Below are 19,127 nucleotides of genomic sequence, written 5' to 3'. Positions count from 1 at the left end.
CACAGAATCGGGAATGCAGTCATGAAACTGAACAAACAGAACCTGTCGAATTTGGGTGACGGCATTGAATTGCCCGCCTACGCCCTCGAAAACCGCCGCCAGGGCATCGCCCACATCGGCGTCGGCGGTTTCCATCGTGCTCATCAGGCGTTTTACACCGATGCCTTGATGAACCTCGGCGCCAAGGAACAGACCGGCGAAGGCCTGGACTGGGCCTTCTGTGGGGTCAGCCTGCGTGAAGAAGACCGCGCCAATTTTGAGGCCTTGAAGGGGCAGGATTTCCTCTACACCCTGTTCGAACTGGGCGACACGCCGGACACCGAAACCCGCGTGATCGGCGCCATGAGCCAGATGCTGATGTCCACCGACAACGACCTGGCCCTGATCGACAAGCTGGCCAGCCCGGACATCCGCATCGTTTCGCTGACCATCACCGAAGGCGGCTACTGCATCGACGACAGCACCGGCGAGTTCATGAGCCACCTGCCACAGATCCAGCACGACCTCTCCCACCCGGCCACGCCGAAAACCGTGTTCGGCTACTTGTGTGCCGCGCTGGCCAAGCGCCGTGCACAAGGCATTCCGGCGTTCACGCTGATGTCCTGCGATAACCTGCCGCACAACGGCGCGGTCACCCGCAAGGCACTGCTGGCCTTCGCCAAACTGCGCGATGCCGAGCTGCATGACTGGATCGCCGCTAACGTCAGCTTCCCCAACGCCATGGTCGACCGCATCACGCCCATGACCAGCGCTGCCCATCGTCTGCAACTGCACGACGAGAAAGGCATCGATGACGCCTGGCCGGTGGTCTGCGAGCCGTTCGTGCAGTGGGTGCTGGAAGACAAATTCGTCAACGGCCGTCCCGCCTGGGAAAAGGTTGGTGTGCAATTCACCGACGACGTCACGCCCTACGAAGAGATGAAGATCAAGCTGCTCAACGGCAGCCACCTGGCATTGACCTACCTGGGCGCGCTGAAGGGCTATCGTTTCGTTCACGAAACCATGAACGACCCGTTGTTCGTGAAGTACATGCGCACTTACATGGATCTGGATGTCACCCCGCAACTGTCGCCGGTGCCAGGCATCGACCTGACGGATTACAAACAGACCCTGATCGACCGTTTCTCCAATCAGGCCATCGCCGACCAACTGGAGCGCGTGTGCTCGGACGGTTCGTCGAAATTCCCGAAATTCACCGTGCCGACCATCAACCGGCTGATCGTCGACAAGGGCAACATGGACCGCGCCTCGCTGGTGGTTGCGGCCTGGGCGCTGTACCTGCAAGGCAACAAGAATGGCAACTTCAAAGGCGAGAACGGCGTCGAGTACAGGGTGGTCGATCCCCGCGCCGACTTCTGCAAGGCGCTGGTCGCTGACGACGTGCTGGTGACGCAACGTTTGCTGGAGGTCGAAGAAATCTTCGGCGCGGCGATCCCGAAATCCGCTGAATTCGTCGCCTCATTCGAGCACAACCTGAACAGCCTGAAGCAGTTGGGCGTCAGCAAGACCCTGGAAAACCTGTTGGCGAAAGCCGTCTGAGGTGAAGAGGTGAGCATGTTTCTCGGCATCGATTGCGGCACCCAAGGCACCAAGGCGATTGTTCTGGATGCCGTCAGCGGCAAGGTTCTGGGCGAAGGCTCAGGTGCCCATCGCATGATCAGCGGCGCCAACGGGCGTCGCGAACAGGATGTGCAGGAGTGGCTGACAGCGTTCGAGCAGGCCACCGCAGCAGCGTTGAAGCAAGCGGGCATTTCCGGTGCGGAGATTCAGGGCATCGGCGTGTCCGGGCAGCAGCACGGGCTGGTGATGATCGACGAACATGGTCAGGTGTTGCGCCCGGCCAAACTCTGGTGCGACACCGAGTCAGCGCCCGAGAATGATCGCCTGCTGGACTATCTGGGCGGCGAAAAAGGCTCGCTGGAACGGCTGGGCATCGCCATCGCGCCGGGCTATACCGTCTCCAAACTGCTCTGGAGCAAAGAGCAGTTTCCCGAGCTGTTCGCCCGCATCGACAAAATCCTGCTGCCCCACGACTACCTCAACTACTGGCTGACCGGGCGTTGCTGCAGCGAATTCGGCGACGCGTCGGGCACCGGCTATTTCAACGTACGCACTCGCCAGTGGGATCTGGACATTCTCAACCACATCGATCCGAGCGGTCGGCTGGTCAAGGCCCTGCCAGAACTGCTGGAAGCCCATGCGCCCGTAGGCAAAATCCTGCCCGCGATTGCCGATCGTCTGGGCCTCAATCCCGACGCCCTCGTCTCCAGCGGTGGCGGTGACAACATGATGGGCGCCATTGGTACTGGCAACATCGTGCCTGGCTCGATCACCATGAGCCTGGGCTCGTCCGGCACGGTGTACGCCTATGCGGACGCGGGTAACGTCAGCGCTCAGCCCTCGGTCGCCACCTTCTGCTCGTCCTCGGGCGGCTGGCTGCCGCTGATCTGCACCATGAACCTGACCAACGCCACCAGTGCCATTCGCGAGCTGTTCGCGCTGGACATCGGCGCCTTCAACGCCGCCATCGCTTCGTCGCCCATCGGCGCGCAAGGGGTGCTGATGCTGCCATTCCTCAACGGTGAGCGGGTGCCCGCCCTGCCCCACGCCACCGGCAGTATTCTGGGGCTGGACAGCACCAACCTGACTCAGGCTAATCTTTGCCGGGCCGTGGTCGAAGGCACCACGTTCGGCTTGCGATACGGGCTGGACCTGCTGCGCGACAGCGGGATCAAGAGCGCCAACATTCGTTTGATCGGCGGCGGTGCGAAGAGCGCGGTCTGGCGGCAGATCGTCGCTGACATCATGGACACCCCGGTCATCTGCACCACCGGTACCGAAGCGGCTGCCTTGGGCGCGGCGATTCAAGCGGCCTGGTGTCATGCCCATGCCACAGGTGGCAACGAATCGTTGCAGACGTTGAGTGAGCGATGTGTCAGCCTCGATTCGGGAAGCGAAACGCGACCCATCGCCGAGCATGTGGCCGCGTATCAACAGGTTTATCAGCACTACCGCAATCAATTGCAGGGCATCTGACGGATCGCCGTCAGCCCTTAACGGAGCACCTATGTACCTGGTCTGTGGCGAAGCACTGTTCGACTTTTTCAGTCAATCGGACGACAACGGAGCCAACTCCAAGAGCAACAAAATCGGTTATCAAGCCGTCGCGGGCGGGTCGCCTTTCAACGTCGCCATCGGCTTGCGTCGGCTGGGCGTAGACGCCGGTTTCTTTGCCGGTATCTCCAACGACTACTTGGGCAAACGCCTGGAAACGGTCCTTGACGAAGAAGGCGTACGGGATGACTTCCTGATTCACTTCGATGCACCGACCACCCTTTCAATGGTCGCGGTAGGCGCTGACGGCTCGCCGAAGTACAGCTTTCGTGGCGAAGGCTGCGCCGACCGCCTGCTGCTGAGCAAGCACCTGCCGACACTCGACGCCAAGGTGCGCGGCCTGCACGTCGGCTCGTTCTCGCTGGTGGTGCAACCGGTGGCCGACACCCTGATGGCACTGGTGCAGCGAGAAAGTGGCCAGCGCCTGATCACCTTCGACCCCAACGTTCGGCTGAACCCGGCACCGAGTATCGACCTTTGGCGCAAACAGGTGGCGAAATTCGCCGAGCATGCGCACATCATCAAAGTCAGCGATGAAGACCTCCACCTGCTCTATTCCGACACCGACCCTGAAACCGTGGCGCAAGGCTGGCTACAAAACAACTGCCAACTGGTGATCATGACCCGTGGCCGCCAGGGCGCCACCGTCTTCACCCGCGAACTGGGCCACTGGTCCGTCCCGGCCCGCGAAGTCAAAACCGCCGACACCGTGGGCGCAGGCGACACCTTCCAGGCCGCGCTGATCACCTTTCTCACCGAACGCCAGCTCGATACGCCAGACAGCCTGCCAACCCTGAGCCGCGAGACGCTGACCGAAATGCTGAATTTTGCCGTGGCCGCAGCGGCAGTCACCTGCACGCGGGTGGGGCCGGATTTGCCGTATAGGGATCAGGTGGTTTGATTCGTCATTCATACCTCTAGATACATCTTCTCTTCTTGATCTAACATCACCCTCTCTCCACCATCAGCCCTCTTGCACATCAAAGGGATACTGATGGTGAAGAGTAGAGAAGGAGGCGCGCATGGCTAACGCCGTCCGTACCGCGCTGACTCTTTCGCAGGAGCACACTATGCAATATCCCATTGCTATCGAGTGGGGCAACGAAACCACTGCTACCGGCATTCATATTCCGGACATTCCCGGTGCAGTGACTGCAGGCGATACCTTTGAGGAAGCCTATAACGCGGCCATCGAAATCGCCCACATCATGCTTGAGGAGCAAGTGACCAGCGGGCACCCCTTGCCAATGCCGACCTGCGTCAAAAACCATCACGATCATCCGGACTACGCCGCAATGGGCTGGGGCATGCTGGAAATCGATATCACGCCTTATCTGGGCAAGACCGAAAAGGTCAATGTCACCCTGCCCGGTTTCGTTATCCAACGCATTGACCGCTACGTTCGTGATCACAACATCAAAAGCCGGTCATCATTTTTGGCCGATGCGGCGTTGGAAAAACTGGCCCGTCCATGAATGTCATAAAAAGGGGCAGCCGGTCGACACCGCTGCCCCTTCTCATGTACCGCCCACATCACATCAGGCCAGTTCCGCCTTCGCCATGGCGATCTTGGTCTTGACCTCTTGCTCGGCAATTTGCTGGTCAGTCTTTTGCTTTTGCAACTCGGCGACTTTCTTGTCCACTGCAGCCTGCTGCTCCGGCGTCATGTTGTCGTACTCTTCCTTCGAAACGCCGGTCAGTTGCTGACGCACCTTCTCGGCATCGGTCTGGTTCATGTACGCCAGAAAATCAGCCTGGGCAGACGTGGTGGCCGACGAGCTTGAGTCGCTGCTGTCTACCGCAGCGATTTCTTTATCGACGGTTTTGGTCACACTGTCCGACGCCGCGACCTGCTTGTCGGTGCTGGATGAGAACGCCGCAGCGGCAGCCGCCTTGTCATCGTCCGTCACTGAAGCCGTGGTGTTGGCCAGAGCAGCTTTGAGGTTCACCATCATTTTGGCGAAGGACTCGTCGTAGCTCTGGTCGGTGCTGCTTTGGGTCGAACCGTCGTTGCTGTTCGCGATAGCCGCGACCGGCGCCGACGAGCCCGCCATCGCGGCGGTGGTGTACGCATCCTTGTCTGTCGTGTCGTATTGCGTGTGAGCAACCGCTTTGGACACGAAGTGCTGGATGGCACTGTTACCAATAATCATCTTTCACCTCCTTATCAGGTCATCGATGCATCGGCTTGCGCAGCAAAAGCAGTGCCACATGAGGTTACATTAACTGTAGGCCACGTCCTACAAGGCTTCGTGGCTCAGCGACGTTGGCGTATGAGGCGGCAAACTCGACAGAAGCTTGCCGCATGCGGCAGTCACTGGCCGCTTCTTGACGCCTCACCTCATTTCAAGAAGGCCTTGACTGCCTCATCGACCCTGCCCATTTCACAGACTGGCGCCATGTGCCCGCAGTCGTTGTCCAGTACCAGCAATTTCGCACCTTTGGCGGCGGCCAATGCCTTGGCAGGCGCCGGGTCCACCAGCCGATCCTGCTCGGACACGATCACCAACAGGGGCGCCTTGATCTTCTTCGCCAGTGCTGCCATGTCGCCATCGCGGACCAGATCGAAGGTGGTCATGGCCTGCAATTGCCGATACCAGTCCACCGCGCTGAAACGCTGGCTGGTCTGGGTGGCGTGCAGACGGTCTTCGGTCGCACGCTTGCCCGCAACGGCCTTGGCGGCGCGGTGTTCGGGCGTCCAGAGGGATTCAGTGTGCAACGCGGTGAGTTTCTTGAACGCTGTGCCCGGTGGGTAGTTGCCGCTGTTCCAGCCAGGATTGCTCTCGATAGCGGCCAGTTCGGCTTTCCAGACCTTTAGATCCCGCATCGAGGGTTGCGGTGTGCCCACGATGGTCACCAGATGGCTGACGTAATCGGGGTACATCACGCCCCATTGCAGCGCCTGCATAGCGCCCATGGAAAAGCCGATGATCGCGTGGGCGTGGTCAATGCCCAGGGTCAGTGCCAACAAGCGATGCTGGGCCTTGACCATGTCACGGATGCCAAACTCGGGGAATTTCAACCCAGGGTGGGTTTTGCTGTTGGAGGGCGAACAGGACACGCCATTCCCCACCGCGTCCAGTGCAATGACGTACCAGCGGTCCGTGTCGATCAACTTGCCCGGTCCGATGAGGTCGATCTGATCAGCGGTGCGGCCGGTCAACCACGTCGGCACCAGCACCACGTTGCTCTGGTCCGCCGCCAATGTGCCGTAGGTCCGATAGCCCAATGAACATTGCTTGATCTTGCCCCCTACCATGCTCAGCGAGCCAATACTCGCCAACTGTTGTTCAGCGGCATTCGCCAGGCACACGCCCGTTATTGCCAGCCACGCACACAGCGCCTGGCGCGCCCATCGGCACAGATTCATGTGTCTTCCCCCAGACGATCAGACTTCAGTGTTGCGGCCGAGGAAAACCATGTACGTCTGACACCATGCCGTCGCGCGCAGGAATGAGCGTAGCCGGTTGGTCTGGCGGCGTTGGACGAGGGGATGAAATGCAGAGTGGAGACGATGTCGCCGCAGGACTTGTGGGAGCGAATTCATTCGCGAGAGGGCGACACATCCGATACATCTTCATCTGATGCACCGGCGCATCGCGAATGAATTCGCTCCCACAGGGTGATCTGCGCCGCAACAGGCGTGGCAGCGGCCTACTCTGGCGGATTCTGCGCTTGCAGCAGCAACCCCCAGTCACGCAACGAGGCCACCACCGGACCGACTTCACGGCCCTTGGCGGTCAGCAGGTATTCAAGCCGCGGCGGATGTTGTTCGTAGAGACGACGTTCAATCAGGCCGTTGGCCTCCAGTGCCTTGAGTCGCGTGGATAGCGTGCTTGGCGCGCAGCCCTTGAGCGAGTCCTGCAGGTCTTGAAAACGGCGCGTTGGATTGCGCAGCAGGTCTCGCAGGATGAGGATCACCCAGCGTTCTCCGATCACTTCCAGCGCGGTGATCACCGGGCAAAAGGCGTAGGTGGGAAAGGGTTCTGGGGATTCGGACTTGGTCTTTGACATGAGCGCGAGTCTAGCAAGGGGCTGTAGCGAGTCAATCTGAAAATCCGCGCCGTCTCTGTCTTCACCTCCCGTTCGCCTTTGATCCTGCTCTTCGTGCAAAGAACAAGATCCGCAGTACGGGACCGCTCAAACCAACGCACTCAAATCCAGCTTCTGCTGCGGCACCGGCATCGAGAAGTAGTACCCCTGCGCCTGCCCGGCGCCCATTTCCCTGAGCAATTGCAGGGTGTCGGCGTCTTCCACCCCTTCGGCAACCACGCTCAAACCCAGCGATTCGGCCATGCGCACGATGGCCCGGACGATGGCGCGGCTGCGGGAGCTGGTGGTCAGTTCAAGGGTGAAAGACTTGTCGATTTTCAACCCACTGAAATGGTACTGGTGCACGTAACTGAGGGACGAGAACCCGGCACCAAAATCGTCAAGCACGGTGGAAACGCCATTCTCTGCCAAGTGCTTCATGGCCTGACGCGCCAGTTCCGGCTCGGCCACCAATGCGCCTTCGGTCAGCTCCAGGCAGATACGTGACGGCGCCACATCATGCTGGGCAAGCAGCCCCAGAACCTCGCTGGCGAATTCCGGTCGGCTGATGCTGTAACTCGAACAGTTCACGTGCACGGTCGGCCAGTGGGCGTGGCTGGGCTGGGCGAGCATCGCCACCACCTGTTGCAACATGTAGAAATCCAGCCTGCCGATCAGGCGCAAGCCTTCCAGTGCGGGCAGAAATTGCCCCGGCGCGATGATCCGGCCATCGGGCTGGCGCCAGCGAATCAGGGCCTCCAGCGCGAGAATCTTGCCCGTTGCCACGTCAATGATCGGCTGGAAATACGGCAGCAATTCGTCGGTGCGCTTGAGCGCATTACGCAACGCGCCCTCCTGCTCCATCTGATCGGACACCTCACGCCGCACTTCCTGGTTGAACACCGCGTAGCTGTCACGCCCGGCATTCTTGACCCGATACATCGCGGTGTCGGCATCGCGCAGCAGGTCGGCGGGTTCGGTGTGAAACTGCAGGTCCGCGGCCACGACGCCGATGCTGCATGACGAAAACACCGCGTGGCCGTCAATATAAAAAGGCGCATCGAAGGCCAGCAAAATGCGCTCGGCGATGGCCACGGTCACGTCCGGCGGCGCGGCGTAGGCCAGCACCGCGAACTCGTCACCGCCGAGCCGCGCCAGCAGGTCGCTGTCGCGCATGCAACTGCGCAGGCGGTCGGCCGCTTGAATCAGCAATAAATCTCCGGAGTGATGCCCCAGGCTGTCGTTGACCATTTTGAAGCGATCGAGGTCGATGAACATCACCACCAACTCACGCCCCTTGTCGCAGAATTCTTGCCAGGCAAGTTGCAGACGGTGTTGCAGGTGGCTGCGATTGGGCAGACCGGTCAGGGAGTCGTGGGCGTTTTCGTGTTGCAGTTTGGCATTGGCGTAATCCAGCTCGCGCGTGCGGTCCTGTACCCGGGCTTCCAGTTGCAGGTTGGCGGCATGAATGGCCTCGGCGGCACTGCGCCGCGACAGGGCGGTGTCAATGTGGCGGGACACAAAGGTCAGCAGGTCCTGATCGCGCAGCGAATAGCTGACATGCGGTGAGTAACTCTGCACCGCCAGCACACCGCGCACGGTGTCGCCGTCGAACAAGGGGATGCCCAACCACGAACAAGACCGGTTGACGTCGTTTTGCAAGGTGATTTCGCCATTGCCTTCCAGACGCCGCGCTTCGGCGCTGTCGATCAGACAGGGGCGGCGCTGACGGATCACGTACTCGGTGAAGCCGCGCTCGCCACGACGCGGGTCGGGACGGCGGGTCAGGCGTTCGTCGACGTAGTACGGAAAGGTCACCTCGCCCGTGGTGTCGTCGAACAGCGCAATGTAGAAATTCAGGGCAAACAGCAACTCGCCGACGATCCCGTGCAGGCGCTTGAACAAGTCGGCCATGTCACCCTGCTGGCTCGACAGTTCGGTGATCTGGAACAGCGCCGTCTGCAAATGCTCGGCCCGCTCACGGTCCGCCACTTCGTTTCTCAGGGCGTCATTGAGCCGGGACAGCTCCAGGGTGCGGCGCACCACGGTTTCTTCCAGGTGCGCGCGGTGCAGAATGCGGTCCAGCGCCATGGCCACGTGACGCGCCACCACCAGAAACAACTCCTGATCCTCGACGCTGTAGACCCGCGATACGTCATAAACCTGCATCGCCAGCATGCCGAACACTTCGTCCGTGGCATTTTTCAGCGGCGCGCCCATCCAGAACTCCGGCCGATGGCCCACGCAATGGAAACGCTCCGAGGCCCGGGCGCGCTCGATGCCCGCCGCGTCCACGAACAGCGGCTGCTCAGTGGTCAAGACGTAACCGGTCATCGAAAGGCGTTCCGGGTCGAGAAACTCCTGTGTTTCGGCCTCCAGTGCGTCCACGTCGGTAATGTCGATGTAATACGGATAGGTGATCTTGCCGCTGTGGCTTTCGTACAGCGCCAGATAAAAGTTTTCCGCGTCGATCAGCGTCGCCAGTTGTTGGTGCACCCCTTGCAGAAACGCCGAACGGTCCCGGGTCGAACTGGCCAGTGAGCTGATTTCATACAACACGCGTTGCGTCGCTTGCGCTCGGGCCAAGGCAACGGTCTGCAAGCGCAGGCCCAGGCGGTTCGCCAGGCTCAGCAGAAACGGGTTGCCGGACTCCCGCTCCGGCGTCAGCAGCCAGCCCAACGGCGCCTCGCCGTGCCCGGTGACCCAGCGGTGCAAGTCATGGTCGCGACAAAAGGCGTCGAACCCTTCACGGGGAATCAGCGTCGGCCATTCGGTGGAGGCATCGCCCTGCCCCAGCAAATGCAGATGTCGATTAGCACGGTAGGCGGCCCAGCTCAGTTGTGGGGCTGCCGCGCTGGCCGCTTTCAATAACGCATCAAGGGAATGTTCGTCGGTCATCGATGAGGCGTTTTCCAATCCTGTATCACCGGTCAATAGTGCCTGTCCGTCGGCAAATGGCGAGCGCTGGGAGGGGTTCGACACGTGGGAATTCATGGGCGCTCCAACACCAGCGTGGGACTGGGCTATCTTCATGGGGTCTGACAGATGGTTGCAAGCGCCATATTCGTTTTTACTGCCTGTAAACGACCGAAAATCGAGATTTCACGACATTTCACCTGACATCTGTCTCGTTATCGGCAGGTCGCCCTCGAAATGAAAGCCTTTCGGCGCACGCCGGTCAGATTGTCCGACATCGCTCCGTTCACACCGATGCCGATCGACTTGCACTGACCTTTCACACCATCCGCCTGTCTCTGAATGCTGTGACTGAAACCTTTTAGCTCAACGCAGAGGATCGCAACATGATCAAGACTTACAGCTACGCCGCACAAAAACCCACGGACCGGCTGGCACCGTTCCAGATCGAGCGCCGCGATCCGGGCGCCGACGATGTCCAGATAGACATCCTGTATTGCGGGGTCTGCCACTCTGACCTGCACACCGCCCGCAATGAATGGAACAACACCCTGTACCCCTCGGTGCCGGGTCACGAAATCGTGGGCAAGGTCACGGCGGTTGGCGCCAACGTGACGCACTTCAAGGTGGGCGATCTGGCGGGTGTGGGGTGCATGGTCGACAGTTGCCAGCACTGCGCGTCCTGCGCCGAAGGTGACGAGCAGTACTGCGAAAACGGCTTCACCGGCACCTACAACGGCCCGGTCTTCGGCGGTGAAAACACCTTCGGCGGGTATTCCGACAAGATCGTGGTGAAAGAGAAGTTCGTCCTGAAAATCTCCCACAGCGACAACCTGGCTGCCGTCGCTCCGCTGCTCTGCGCCGGCATCACCACCTACTCGCCACTGCATCACTGGAACGTCGGCCCCGGAAAGAAAGTCGGCGTGGTCGGCCTAGGTGGTCTGGGCCACATGGCGGTGAAAATCGCCCACGCCATGGGCGCGCATGTAGTGCTGTTCACCACCTCGCCGAACAAACGCGAAGACGGCAAGCGGCTGGGTGCCGATGAGGTCGTGGTGTCGAAGAATGCCGATGAAATGGCCAAACAAGCCAACTCGCTGGACTTCATCCTCAACACCGTGGCCGCGCCCCACGATCTGGACGCCTTCCTCAACCTGCTCAAACGCGACGGCACCATGACCCTGGTGGGCGCGCCGGATCATCCGCACCCATCGCCTTCGGTGTTCAACCTGATCTTCAAGCGTCGCAGCCTGGCCGGTTCACTGATCGGCGGGATCAAGGAAACTCAGGAGATGCTGGATTTCTGCGCCAAACACGGCATCGTTTCGGACATCGAAATGATCCACATGAAGGACATCAACGAAGCCTACGAGCGCATGGTCAAGGGTGACGTGAAGTACCGCTTCGTCATTGACATGGCCACGCTCAAAGAGGAAGCCTCGGCAGCCTGAGGCGTTCCAGTCTCCGGCGCGAAGGGGTCGCTCCTTCGCGCCGGATCCGCATCAGCGCACTTGCAGTCGTTCGAAACGCCCCGCCAGTACACCGTAGGCAAACACACCCAGCAGCCCATGGGCCGCAACGAACCACAGGGCAATATTGAACGAGCCGGTGGCCGCGACGATGTAGCCAATCACTACCGGCGTGACGATCCCGGCAATGTTGCCGATGCCGTTGAACACGCCGCCACTCAGGCCGACCATGTTTTTCGGCGCCGTGTCAGACAGCACCGCCCACCCCACGGCAGCCAGCCCTTTGCCGAAGAAGGCGATGGCCATGAGGCTGATGACGATCCAGTTGGCGTCGACGAAGTTGGCCAGCACCAGAATCGTCGACATGATCATGCCGATCAAAAACGGCGTCTTGCGGGCAATGGACGGGTGCACGCCGCGACGGATCAGCAGATCGGAGAGCATGCCGCCCAACACCCCGCCGGAAAATCCACAGATGGCTGGCAGCGCCGCGACCCAACCCGCTTCCATGATGGTCATGCCGCGGCCTTTGATCAGGTAGATCGGGAACCAGGTGATGAAGAAGTAGGTCAACGCGGTGATGCAGTATTGCCCCATGTAGATCGCCCACAGGGTGCGGCTGGTGAACAGTTGCTTGATCTCGGCCCATGTGGCCTTGTTCTTTTTTTCTTTGCGGTTGAGTTCCAGGTCTACCAGCGCACCGCCTTCGCGCATGTAGTCCAGCTCCTTGGCGCTCAGGCGTTTGTCGCTGTGGGGCTCGCGATAAAGGGCGAACCAGAACACGCTCAGCACCAGCCCCAGCGCGCCCATCCACAGAAAGACGTGTTCCCAGCCCAGGGCGTGCGTCAACCAGGCCATCAACGGGGTGAACAGCACCACCGCCATGTACTGCGCCGAATTGAACAAGGCCGATGCCGTGCCGCGCTCGCTGGTGGGGAACCAGCAGGAGACGATGCGGTTGTTGGCCGGAAAGGCCGGGGACTCCACCAGGCCGAGCATGAAGCGCATGGCGAACAGGCTCATCGCCGCCGAAGCACCCATCAGGCCGAACCAGCCAACCGTGCCCTGAGCCATGGTGAACACCGACCACAGCACCAGACTGCACCCGTAAACGCGCCGAGCGCCAAAGCGGTCGAGCAGCCAGCCGCCGGGAATCTGCCCCAGCGCATAGGCCCAGGCGAACGCCGAAAAGATCATGCCGAGCATGATCGGGTCCAGCCCCAGGTCCTTGACCACCCCCGTGCCCGCAATCGACATGGTCGCGCGGTCGGCGTAGTTGATCACGGTGACGATGAAAATCATCGAAAGAATGAGGAAACGGTGGCGGCCAACCTTCGCTTGCGCGTCGGCGTAATCCGCAGGAAGGGATTTGCTGAGCATGGTGTGTCTCCTGGCCGCTGCGTGGCGGGCCTTTTGTTTTTGTTGTCGTACAACTTACGTCATGATCATAGGAGCCGAGGTCGATTCAGGTCTAACATAGAGACTGTATGGATTGATGCGGATTTTGAATCGTGGAATTGCACCAGTTGCGCTGTTTCGTGGCCGTCGCCGAAGAACTGCATTTCGGCCGCGCCGCCGCACGGATGTACATGACCCAACCGCCGCTGAGCCGTCAGGTGCAGTTGCTCGAACGCGCGCTGGACATTCAATTGCTGGAGCGCAACAACCGCTCGGTGAAATTGACGGCAGCCGGTCAGGGGTTTCTAAGGGATGCGCGGCACATTCTTGCGTTTTCGGATCAGGCAGCCGAGGGCGCACGGCGGCTGGCGCGGGGTGAAGCGGGCAGTCTGACGCTGGGCTTCACGGCGGTCAGTGCGTATCAAATGATCCCGCGCTTGCTGGCACAGGCCGCTGAAGGTCTGCCGGGCCTGCAATTCACCCTCAAGGAGATGGTCTCTGGCGCGCAACTCGACGCCTTGGCCGCCCACCGCATCGACGTTGGCTTCGTGCGCCAGGTCAATGACCGTGACACGCTGGACGCACAGTTGATCAGCCGCGAGCCGTTACTCGTGGCCCTGCCCCACCGCCACCCGCTGGCTGGGCAGGACTCCGTCGCCGTGCGCGATCTGGACCAGCAGCCGTTCGTGATGTACGCCGCCGATGAGGGTCGTTATTTCTACGATTGCATCGCCGGGCTGTTCGCCATGACCGGGGTGACGCCACGCTACGTGTATCACCTCGGCCAGACCCACACCGTGGTCAGCATGGTCAGGGCGGGGCTGGGTGTGGCGATCGTGCCCGCCTCGGCCATGCAACTGCACGGCGACAACCTGGCGTTCCGCCCGCTGCGCGATGCCGAACTGCATGCCGAACTGTACATGGTGTCGCGCCAGGACAACGACAACCCGGCGTTGCCTGCGTTCAAGGGGCTGGTACAAACCGCGCCGGTTCCAGATTCTGGCGTAGACCTCTGTAGCAGTCCGGCTTGCCGGCGGTAGCGATTTCGAATCCGCCACCGCCGGCAAGCCGGACTGCTACAGAAATCGCGACTATCGTCTTAGCCCGCTATGGCCTACGACGATAGTCGCAATCGTCAAAATGAATTAACCGGTCAGTACATAAATATGTTTTCATGCGCCCCGCTTGTGAGCGCCCCCGCGCGTGCCCCTCTTCTGCCGACCTCGCCTTGAGAGAACGGTCTTTCGCATTTCAGGTTCATTGATGAGCAATCCTTCGCAACACCCCGCAGACTCCCGCGCGCGCCGTGGTCTTTCCACTGCACTGGTCATCGGTTCCGTACTGGCAATGGCCGCCTCCACACCGACGCTGGCTGACGACTGGCTCGACCAGTCGACCATGACCGGCGACTGGAATGGCAGCCGTAGCCGACTGGCCGCGCAAGGCGTGAAGATCACTGGCGACTACAGCGGCGAGACCGTCTACAACGCCCACGGTGGCAAGCAGCGCGGCACGCGCTACTCGCAGAACATCAAGCTCGGCGCACAGTTCGATCTGGGCAAGCTGCTGGACCTGGAAAGCGGCGGCAAGGTGCAATTGACCATCAACGATCGACGCGGCAACGACGGCTCGGGCGATCTGGTGGGCAACCGCCTGCCGGTGCAGGAGAACTACGGCGGCCTGTACACGCGCCTCACCGAGCTGAGCTACGAAAATACCCTGTTCACCCCGGCGTTGAATGTCAAACTCGGCTACATGGCCATGGGCAACGACCTGGGCGGTTTGAGCACCGGCATTCTGTGCAACTTCATGAACGCCGGTTTCTGCGGCCACCCGCTGGCAATGTCCGGCGGCAGCGGCTGGAGCAACTACCCGAACGCACATTTGGGCGGCGTGGCCAAGTACCGCTTCAACCCGAACTTCGCCGTGCAGGTGGCTGCCTTCAAGGTCGACGCCGCGAGCAACGGCGACTCCAGCCGCGCCTGGCACGTCACGCCGAAAGACAGTACGGGCAATATCCTGCCCATCGAAGCCATCTACAACGTGCTTGGCGACATGCCTGGCGAATACCGCGTCGGCTATTACTACGACACCTCGGACGCGCCGCGCATCGGCACCAATAAGGAAGTGTCGGGCCGCGAAGGCTCGTATTTCCTGATGGATCAGGCGATCTGGAATTCCGCAGACGTCAGCGGGCGCAACCTGCACATGTTCGGCCAGTTCTCCAACGCCAGTGCAGCGGCGGCCCCGTTCCGTCGCTGGTACTCCGCCGGTTTCGCGCTGAAGAAGCCGTTCGTGTCTCGCCCGAACGACACGATTGCCATCGGTTATGGCCGCGCAGTGTTCAACTCACGCAGCCGCGATGTTCAAGAGAATGCCGCACAGGCCCGAGGGGATGACTTCCCGGATCTGGCCAGCGGCGAAGGTTTGGTGGAGATGACCTACGGCGCGCAAGTGGCGCCCTGGCTGACGATTCGCCCTTCGGTGCAGTACATCATCGAACCGGGGGCGTTTTATGGTGAGGACATCGACAACACGTTGATCGTCGGACTGCAGGTTAAAGCAACGTTGTAAACGCCGCGTGTAATGACCGTGTCGGAAATTCTATGTTGGCTGGTCAACACCATTTGCCACCAAGGCCGCTCCCACAGTGATTGCGTCGAATCCAAATCGTGTATTCAACGCTGAAACTGTGGGAGCCGGCTTGCTGGCGAAAGCAGTGGGTCAGCTAAGTATGAGCTGACTGACAGACCGCATTCGCCACCAAGGCGGCTCCCACGGGGCATTATCCACCTCTCGAGCCCTCTCTAAACCGGCGGCAGATTCGCCAGAATCAACAACGCCCCCATCACCGTGATCGCTCCGCCAATCCGCGTGGAAATCTGCGCGAACGGCAGCAGTTGCATGCGGTTGGCCGCCGTCAGGATCGCGATGTCCCCGGTGCCGCCCAACCCGCTGTGGCAGCCGTTCACAATGGCGGTTTCAATCGGGTACATGCCCATCTTGCGCGCAATCACCAACCCGGTCAGCACCAGCGTCAACACGGTGGTGACGATGGTCAGCACGTTGCCGACGTGGAAAGCCGCTGTCAGCTCGCTCCAGTGGGTCACCGCGATGGAGTTGGCGAACAGCAGCGGATAGGTCACGCACGTGGTGAAGAACTTGAACAATACCTGCGCCCCGGCTTCCAGACGTTCGGGCACGGCATTGAACAGCTTCAGCAACACCGCCAGAAACAGCATGCACACCGGCCCCGGCAACCCGAATAGCGCGTGCAACAGCACTCCGGCCAGGTACAGAGTGATCGCGCACATCCCTGCCGCAATCACTTGATTGACGGTCTGCCCATCGAATCTGGTTTCTTTCTCAACACCGACCTTGTCGCCATCCTGCGGCACTTCCAGCCTCTGCAAACGGCCATTACCGGTCAATTGCGGATAGCGTTTGCCTAACAAGTCCAACGCGCCACAGGCCAGGATCGCGCAAAGGTTGCCGAGCAAAATGATCGGCAGCAGTTGCGCCAGGATTTTCCCCGAGTCCATGCCCAGAATTTCGCCATAGCCCACCGACAGCGGAATCGCGCCCTCCCCCAGACCTCCGCCCATCACCGGCACGATGACGAAAAACAACACCTGACGCAGCTCCAGCCCACAGAGCATGCCCACCGCCACACCGGCGAACAGCGCCAGCACCGAACCCACCAACAAGGGCACAAAGATTTTGGCGAAGCCTTTGATGATCAGGTTGCGGTCCATGGTGAAGATGCTGCCGACCACCACCGAGGAGACGAACAGGTAGATGAAATTGCTCGACTTGGTGAAGGTGGTCACCGGGGCAATGATGTCCTGCGGCACCCAGCCGACGCTGACCAGATAGGAAGGCAGAAACGCCGAAACGATGGCCGCGCCGCCTATCTTGCCAAAGAACGGCAGACGCTTGCCGATCTCGCCACAGGTGGCCCCGCCCAAGCCGATGATCGCGACCATGGTCGGCAAATCGGCCTTGAGTTCCTTGGTGAGCGACAGCCCGGCCACCAGCGCCAACAGCACCAGGTAGACCGGCAAGGGGATGAAGCTGATGCGGATGTCCATCAGGCGCCCGAACAGCGCGCCGCGGTCCGCGCCTGGCGTAGCCACCGAGGGCTTGGCCAGCGAATCGGCGTTGTGCATGTGAACCTCGTCTTATTGTTGTAGATCGGGTTTGAAGCGGATGAATCAGATACAGGTCATGAGGTCAGCAAACCCGCCTGACGCGCCTGTTCCAGCACGGCTCGCGCACGCACCACGAACGGCGCGTCGACCATCTGGCCATCGACCTGATACGCGCCAACACCTGCGGCCTCGGCCTCATCGGCCGCAGCCACAAAACGCTGGGCGCGGTCGATCTCATCAGCCGACGGCATGAAGGCCTCGTTGGCCATGTCGATCTGGGTCGGGTGGATGCAGGATTTGCCGGTAAAACCCAGGCTGCGGGCATAGCGGGCTTCGTCGCGGTAGGCCTCCGGGTCCTTGATCGCAGCGAAGGCAGCGTCATAGGCCGCGATACCGGCTTCTCCGGCGGCCAGCCGGACGCTCAGTTGAATCTGGCGAATCACACTGACGTCGCGACGGTTGATGCCCAACGGCTCCAACAGATCGGCGAAACCCAGTTGCAAACCCATGACACGTGGGTGAGCACAGGCGATCTCAGCCGCCAGACGCAGGCCACGGGGCGATTCGATGTTGGCGAGAATGCGGATATTCGCGGCAGACGGCTGTTGTTGCTCCAACCGCTCCAAATCCGCCCCCAATTGCAGAATCTGCGAAGCGCTCTCCACTTTCGGCAGGTTGATGATGTCCAGTCGGGTGCCGATCAGGGCGTCGAGGTCGGCCTGGTAATGAGGAGAATCCTGGCCATTGACGCGTACCACGATGGTTTTATCGGTAGCAGGAAGGTGCTGGAGGAAGTTTGCCAACACGCCCCTCGCGTCGGCCTTGGCGCTTTCGGCCACGGCGTCTTCCAGATCGAAGCTGATGCCATCAGCGCGGGATGCCAGCGCTTTTTCGAAGAGTTCGGGGCGGGATCCAGGAACGAACAGTTTGCTGCGCATGGGCGGTTCACTCGATGACGACGCTCGCCCTCAAGGCATGCCGCGTCGCGCCGGATGACAGGATCGAGCCCATATCCGGCATTGTTCTTGGAAGCCGGATAGGTGAACCCGGCGGTCTTGCAAGCGGGCCCATATTGCAAAAGCGAAAAAGCTAACTAAAGTGCGTATTTCTACGTTTAGAATCCAGAATTTTTGGACTATGGACACTCGCTATCTGGACAGCTTCCTGCAAGTCGCTGAACTGGGCTCCACCGCAGCGGCGGCACGCAAGCTCAACCTGACCCCTACCGCCGTGGCGCAACGGATCAAGGCGCTGGAACATGAAATCGGCCAGCCGCTGCTCAGCCGTACCGGGCGCAACATGCAACTGACCGCCGCCGGATCAGCCTTGTTGGGGCCTGCCAGCGAATTGCTGGTGCGTGCCAAGGACCTGCGCGCCATCGCCGCGCTGGACGCGGTGGCCGGCGAGCTGCGCATCGGCTGTATCACCACGGCCCTCGCCTATCTGGTGCCCGACGTACTGGCCACGCTCATCGCCAATTACGAACACCTGCGTCCCCACGTCGAACCGGCGTTTTCCACCGACCTGTACCGCAAAGTGCTGTCCGGCGAGACCGATATCGCGATGATGGTCGCCCCGCAATTCGAACTGCCCAAGGAGTTCATCTGGCGCCCGGTCCGCGACGAACCGTTCGTGGTGCTGGCGCCGCCGCACCTCTCAAACGAGCATCCTCATGACGTGCTGCGCAGCCAGCCATTCATTCGCTATCACCGTCGTTCCTGGGGCGGTGTGTTGGCGGATCGATACCTGTTGCACGCAGCCATTCAGCCCCAGGAACGCTTCGAAATGGATGCGCTGGACGCCATCGCGGCGATGGTCAAAGGCAATCTCGGTGTGTCGCTGGTGCCGCAATGGCGGCCGATGCACGCCCAATTGCATGAACTGGCGCAGATTCCGTTGCCGGGCGCCGGGCTGTATCGGCCGATCGGTCTACTGTGGAAACGCAACTCGGCCAAAGAGCGCTTGATCGACGTGTTCTGCAAGGTGTTGTTCGAACAGATGACGCAACGGTAAATCCAGTTTTTCTGGACTTTAAAGCCAGTCAAAA

At 60.8% G+C, this 19,127-nt stretch carries 15 protein-coding genes; 8 read left to right on the top strand and 7 right to left on the bottom strand.

Features of this window, described 5'->3' with window-relative positions; translation table 11 throughout:
- The first annotated feature begins 21 nt into the window (after window positions 1-21).
- The 4 genes from ACI5GA_RS27820 to ACI5GA_RS27805 all read left to right on the top strand — a co-directional run bounded on the left by ACI5GA_RS27820 (window position 22) and on the right by ACI5GA_RS27805 (window position 4,589).
- Entirely contained in the window at window positions 22-1,539 is a 1,518-nt protein-coding gene (locus tag ACI5GA_RS27820; RefSeq protein WP_421425173.1) for a mannitol dehydrogenase family protein, read from the top strand.
- A gap of 15 nt (window positions 1,540-1,554) precedes the next feature.
- A complete protein-coding gene (xylB, locus tag ACI5GA_RS27815) occupies window positions 1,555-3,036 on the top strand; it encodes a xylulokinase (protein WP_421425553.1) in 1,482 nt (493 codons plus the stop codon).
- A gap of 31 nt (window positions 3,037-3,067) precedes the next feature.
- The gene (locus ACI5GA_RS27810) at window positions 3,068-4,015 is read left to right on the top strand and encodes a carbohydrate kinase family protein (protein ID WP_421425172.1); all 948 of its coding nucleotides are present in this window, start codon (window positions 3,068-3,070) and stop codon (window positions 4,013-4,015) included.
- 169 nt (window positions 4,016-4,184) lie between these two features.
- On the top strand, window positions 4,185-4,589 hold the full coding sequence (locus ACI5GA_RS27805) for a type II toxin-antitoxin system HicB family antitoxin (protein WP_421425552.1): 405 nt from the start codon (window positions 4,185-4,187) through the stop codon (window positions 4,587-4,589).
- Between the two features lie 63 nt (window positions 4,590-4,652).
- On the opposite strand, the gene ACI5GA_RS27800 is transcribed toward ACI5GA_RS27805, so the two are convergent.
- The 4 genes from ACI5GA_RS27800 to ACI5GA_RS27785 all read right to left on the bottom strand — a co-directional run bounded on the left by ACI5GA_RS27800 (window position 4,653) and on the right by ACI5GA_RS27785 (window position 10,140).
- Window positions 4,653-5,267 (bottom strand): hypothetical protein, encoded by a 615-nt coding sequence (locus ACI5GA_RS27800; protein WP_421425171.1) that lies wholly within the window; start codon window positions 5,265-5,267, stop codon window positions 4,653-4,655.
- 188 nt (window positions 5,268-5,455) lie between these two features.
- A complete protein-coding gene (locus ACI5GA_RS27795) occupies window positions 5,456-6,484 on the bottom strand; it encodes an alpha/beta fold hydrolase (RefSeq protein WP_421425169.1) in 1,029 nt (342 codons plus the stop codon).
- A 284-nt stretch (window positions 6,485-6,768) separates the two neighbouring features.
- Complete coding sequence (locus ACI5GA_RS27790; RefSeq protein WP_404638860.1) at window positions 6,769-7,128, bottom strand: winged helix-turn-helix transcriptional regulator; 360 nt, start codon at window positions 7,126-7,128, stop codon at window positions 6,769-6,771.
- Between the two features lie 126 nt (window positions 7,129-7,254).
- Window positions 7,255-10,140, bottom strand: coding sequence for a sensor domain-containing phosphodiesterase (locus ACI5GA_RS27785; protein WP_404638858.1), 2,886 nt, complete (start codon window positions 10,138-10,140; stop codon window positions 7,255-7,257).
- A 308-nt stretch (window positions 10,141-10,448) separates the two neighbouring features.
- On the opposite strand from ACI5GA_RS27785, the gene ACI5GA_RS27780 reads away from it, so the two are divergent.
- The gene (locus ACI5GA_RS27780) at window positions 10,449-11,513 is read left to right on the top strand and encodes an NAD(P)-dependent alcohol dehydrogenase (RefSeq protein WP_421425167.1); all 1,065 of its coding nucleotides are present in this window, start codon (window positions 10,449-10,451) and stop codon (window positions 11,511-11,513) included.
- 51 nt (window positions 11,514-11,564) lie between these two features.
- On the opposite strand, the gene ACI5GA_RS27775 is transcribed toward ACI5GA_RS27780, so the two are convergent.
- On the bottom strand, window positions 11,565-12,911 hold the full coding sequence (locus ACI5GA_RS27775; protein WP_404638854.1) for an MFS transporter: 1,347 nt from the start codon (window positions 12,909-12,911) through the stop codon (window positions 11,565-11,567).
- Window positions 12,912-13,042: 131 nt separating this feature from the next.
- Between ACI5GA_RS27775 and ACI5GA_RS27770 the strand changes: the two genes are divergently transcribed.
- Together ACI5GA_RS27770 and ACI5GA_RS27765 are read left to right on the top strand one after the other, a co-directional pair.
- A complete protein-coding gene (locus ACI5GA_RS27770) occupies window positions 13,043-13,969 on the top strand; it encodes a LysR family transcriptional regulator (protein WP_421425165.1) in 927 nt (308 codons plus the stop codon).
- A gap of 307 nt (window positions 13,970-14,276) precedes the next feature.
- Window positions 14,277-15,503, top strand: coding sequence for a carbohydrate porin (locus tag ACI5GA_RS27765; protein WP_421425551.1), 1,227 nt, complete (start codon window positions 14,277-14,279; stop codon window positions 15,501-15,503).
- Between the two features lie 233 nt (window positions 15,504-15,736).
- Here ACI5GA_RS27765 and ACI5GA_RS27760 read toward each other — a convergent pair whose 3' ends face one another.
- Both ACI5GA_RS27760 and ACI5GA_RS27755 read right to left on the bottom strand, forming a co-directional pair.
- On the bottom strand, window positions 15,737-17,098 hold the full coding sequence (locus ACI5GA_RS27760; protein WP_421425162.1) for a 2-hydroxycarboxylate transporter family protein: 1,362 nt from the start codon (window positions 17,096-17,098) through the stop codon (window positions 15,737-15,739).
- Window positions 17,099-17,154: 56 nt separating this feature from the next.
- On the bottom strand, window positions 17,155-18,018 hold the full coding sequence (locus ACI5GA_RS27755) for an HpcH/HpaI aldolase/citrate lyase family protein (protein ID WP_421425159.1): 864 nt from the start codon (window positions 18,016-18,018) through the stop codon (window positions 17,155-17,157).
- A 199-nt stretch (window positions 18,019-18,217) separates the two neighbouring features.
- On the opposite strand from ACI5GA_RS27755, the gene ACI5GA_RS27750 reads away from it, so the two are divergent.
- Window positions 18,218-19,093: a LysR family transcriptional regulator gene (locus ACI5GA_RS27750; RefSeq protein ID WP_421425157.1), complete on the top strand. Its 876-nt coding sequence runs from the start codon at window positions 18,218-18,220 to the stop codon at window positions 19,091-19,093.
- Window positions 19,094-19,127: the final 34 nt, after the last annotated feature.

The organism is Pseudomonas sp. Pseu.R1 (assembly GCF_045764065.1).
Classification (GTDB): domain Bacteria; phylum Pseudomonadota; class Gammaproteobacteria; order Pseudomonadales; family Pseudomonadaceae; genus Aquipseudomonas.
Note: the sequence above shows the minus strand (reverse complement) of the source record. Positions and strands in the feature narration are given on the sequence as shown.

Bases quoted from the DNA above. Each gene is read 5' to 3' on its own strand.
- ACI5GA_RS27820 (WP_421425173.1), top strand. From the start codon at position 22: ATGAAACTGAACAAACAGAACCTGTCGAATTTGGGTGACGGCATTGAA.
- xylB (WP_421425553.1), top strand. From the start codon at position 1,555: ATGTTTCTCGGCATCGATTGCGGCACCCAAGGCACCAAGGCGATTGTT.
- ACI5GA_RS27810 (WP_421425172.1), top strand. From the start codon at position 3,068: ATGTACCTGGTCTGTGGCGAAGCACTGTTCGACTTTTTCAGTCAATCG.
- ACI5GA_RS27805 (WP_421425552.1), top strand. From the start codon at position 4,185: ATGCAATATCCCATTGCTATCGAGTGGGGCAACGAAACCACTGCTACC.
- ACI5GA_RS27800 (WP_421425171.1), bottom strand. From the start codon at position 5,267: ATGATTATTGGTAACAGTGCCATCCAGCACTTCGTGTCCAAAGCGGTT.
- ACI5GA_RS27795 (WP_421425169.1), bottom strand. From the start codon at position 6,484: ATGAATCTGTGCCGATGGGCGCGCCAGGCGCTGTGTGCGTGGCTGGCA.
- ACI5GA_RS27790 (WP_404638860.1), bottom strand. From the start codon at position 7,128: ATGTCAAAGACCAAGTCCGAATCCCCAGAACCCTTTCCCACCTACGCC.
- ACI5GA_RS27785 (WP_404638858.1), bottom strand. From the start codon at position 10,140: ATGAATTCCCACGTGTCGAACCCCTCCCAGCGCTCGCCATTTGCCGAC.
- ACI5GA_RS27780 (WP_421425167.1), top strand. From the start codon at position 10,449: ATGATCAAGACTTACAGCTACGCCGCACAAAAACCCACGGACCGGCTG.
- ACI5GA_RS27775 (WP_404638854.1), bottom strand. From the start codon at position 12,911: ATGCTCAGCAAATCCCTTCCTGCGGATTACGCCGACGCGCAAGCGAAG.
- ACI5GA_RS27765 (WP_421425551.1), top strand. From the start codon at position 14,277: ATGGCCGCCTCCACACCGACGCTGGCTGACGACTGGCTCGACCAGTCG.
- ACI5GA_RS27760 (WP_421425162.1), bottom strand. From the start codon at position 17,098: ATGCACAACGCCGATTCGCTGGCCAAGCCCTCGGTGGCTACGCCAGGC.
- ACI5GA_RS27755 (WP_421425159.1), bottom strand. From the start codon at position 18,018: ATGCGCAGCAAACTGTTCGTTCCTGGATCCCGCCCCGAACTCTTCGAA.
- ACI5GA_RS27750 (WP_421425157.1), top strand. From the start codon at position 18,218: ATGGACACTCGCTATCTGGACAGCTTCCTGCAAGTCGCTGAACTGGGC.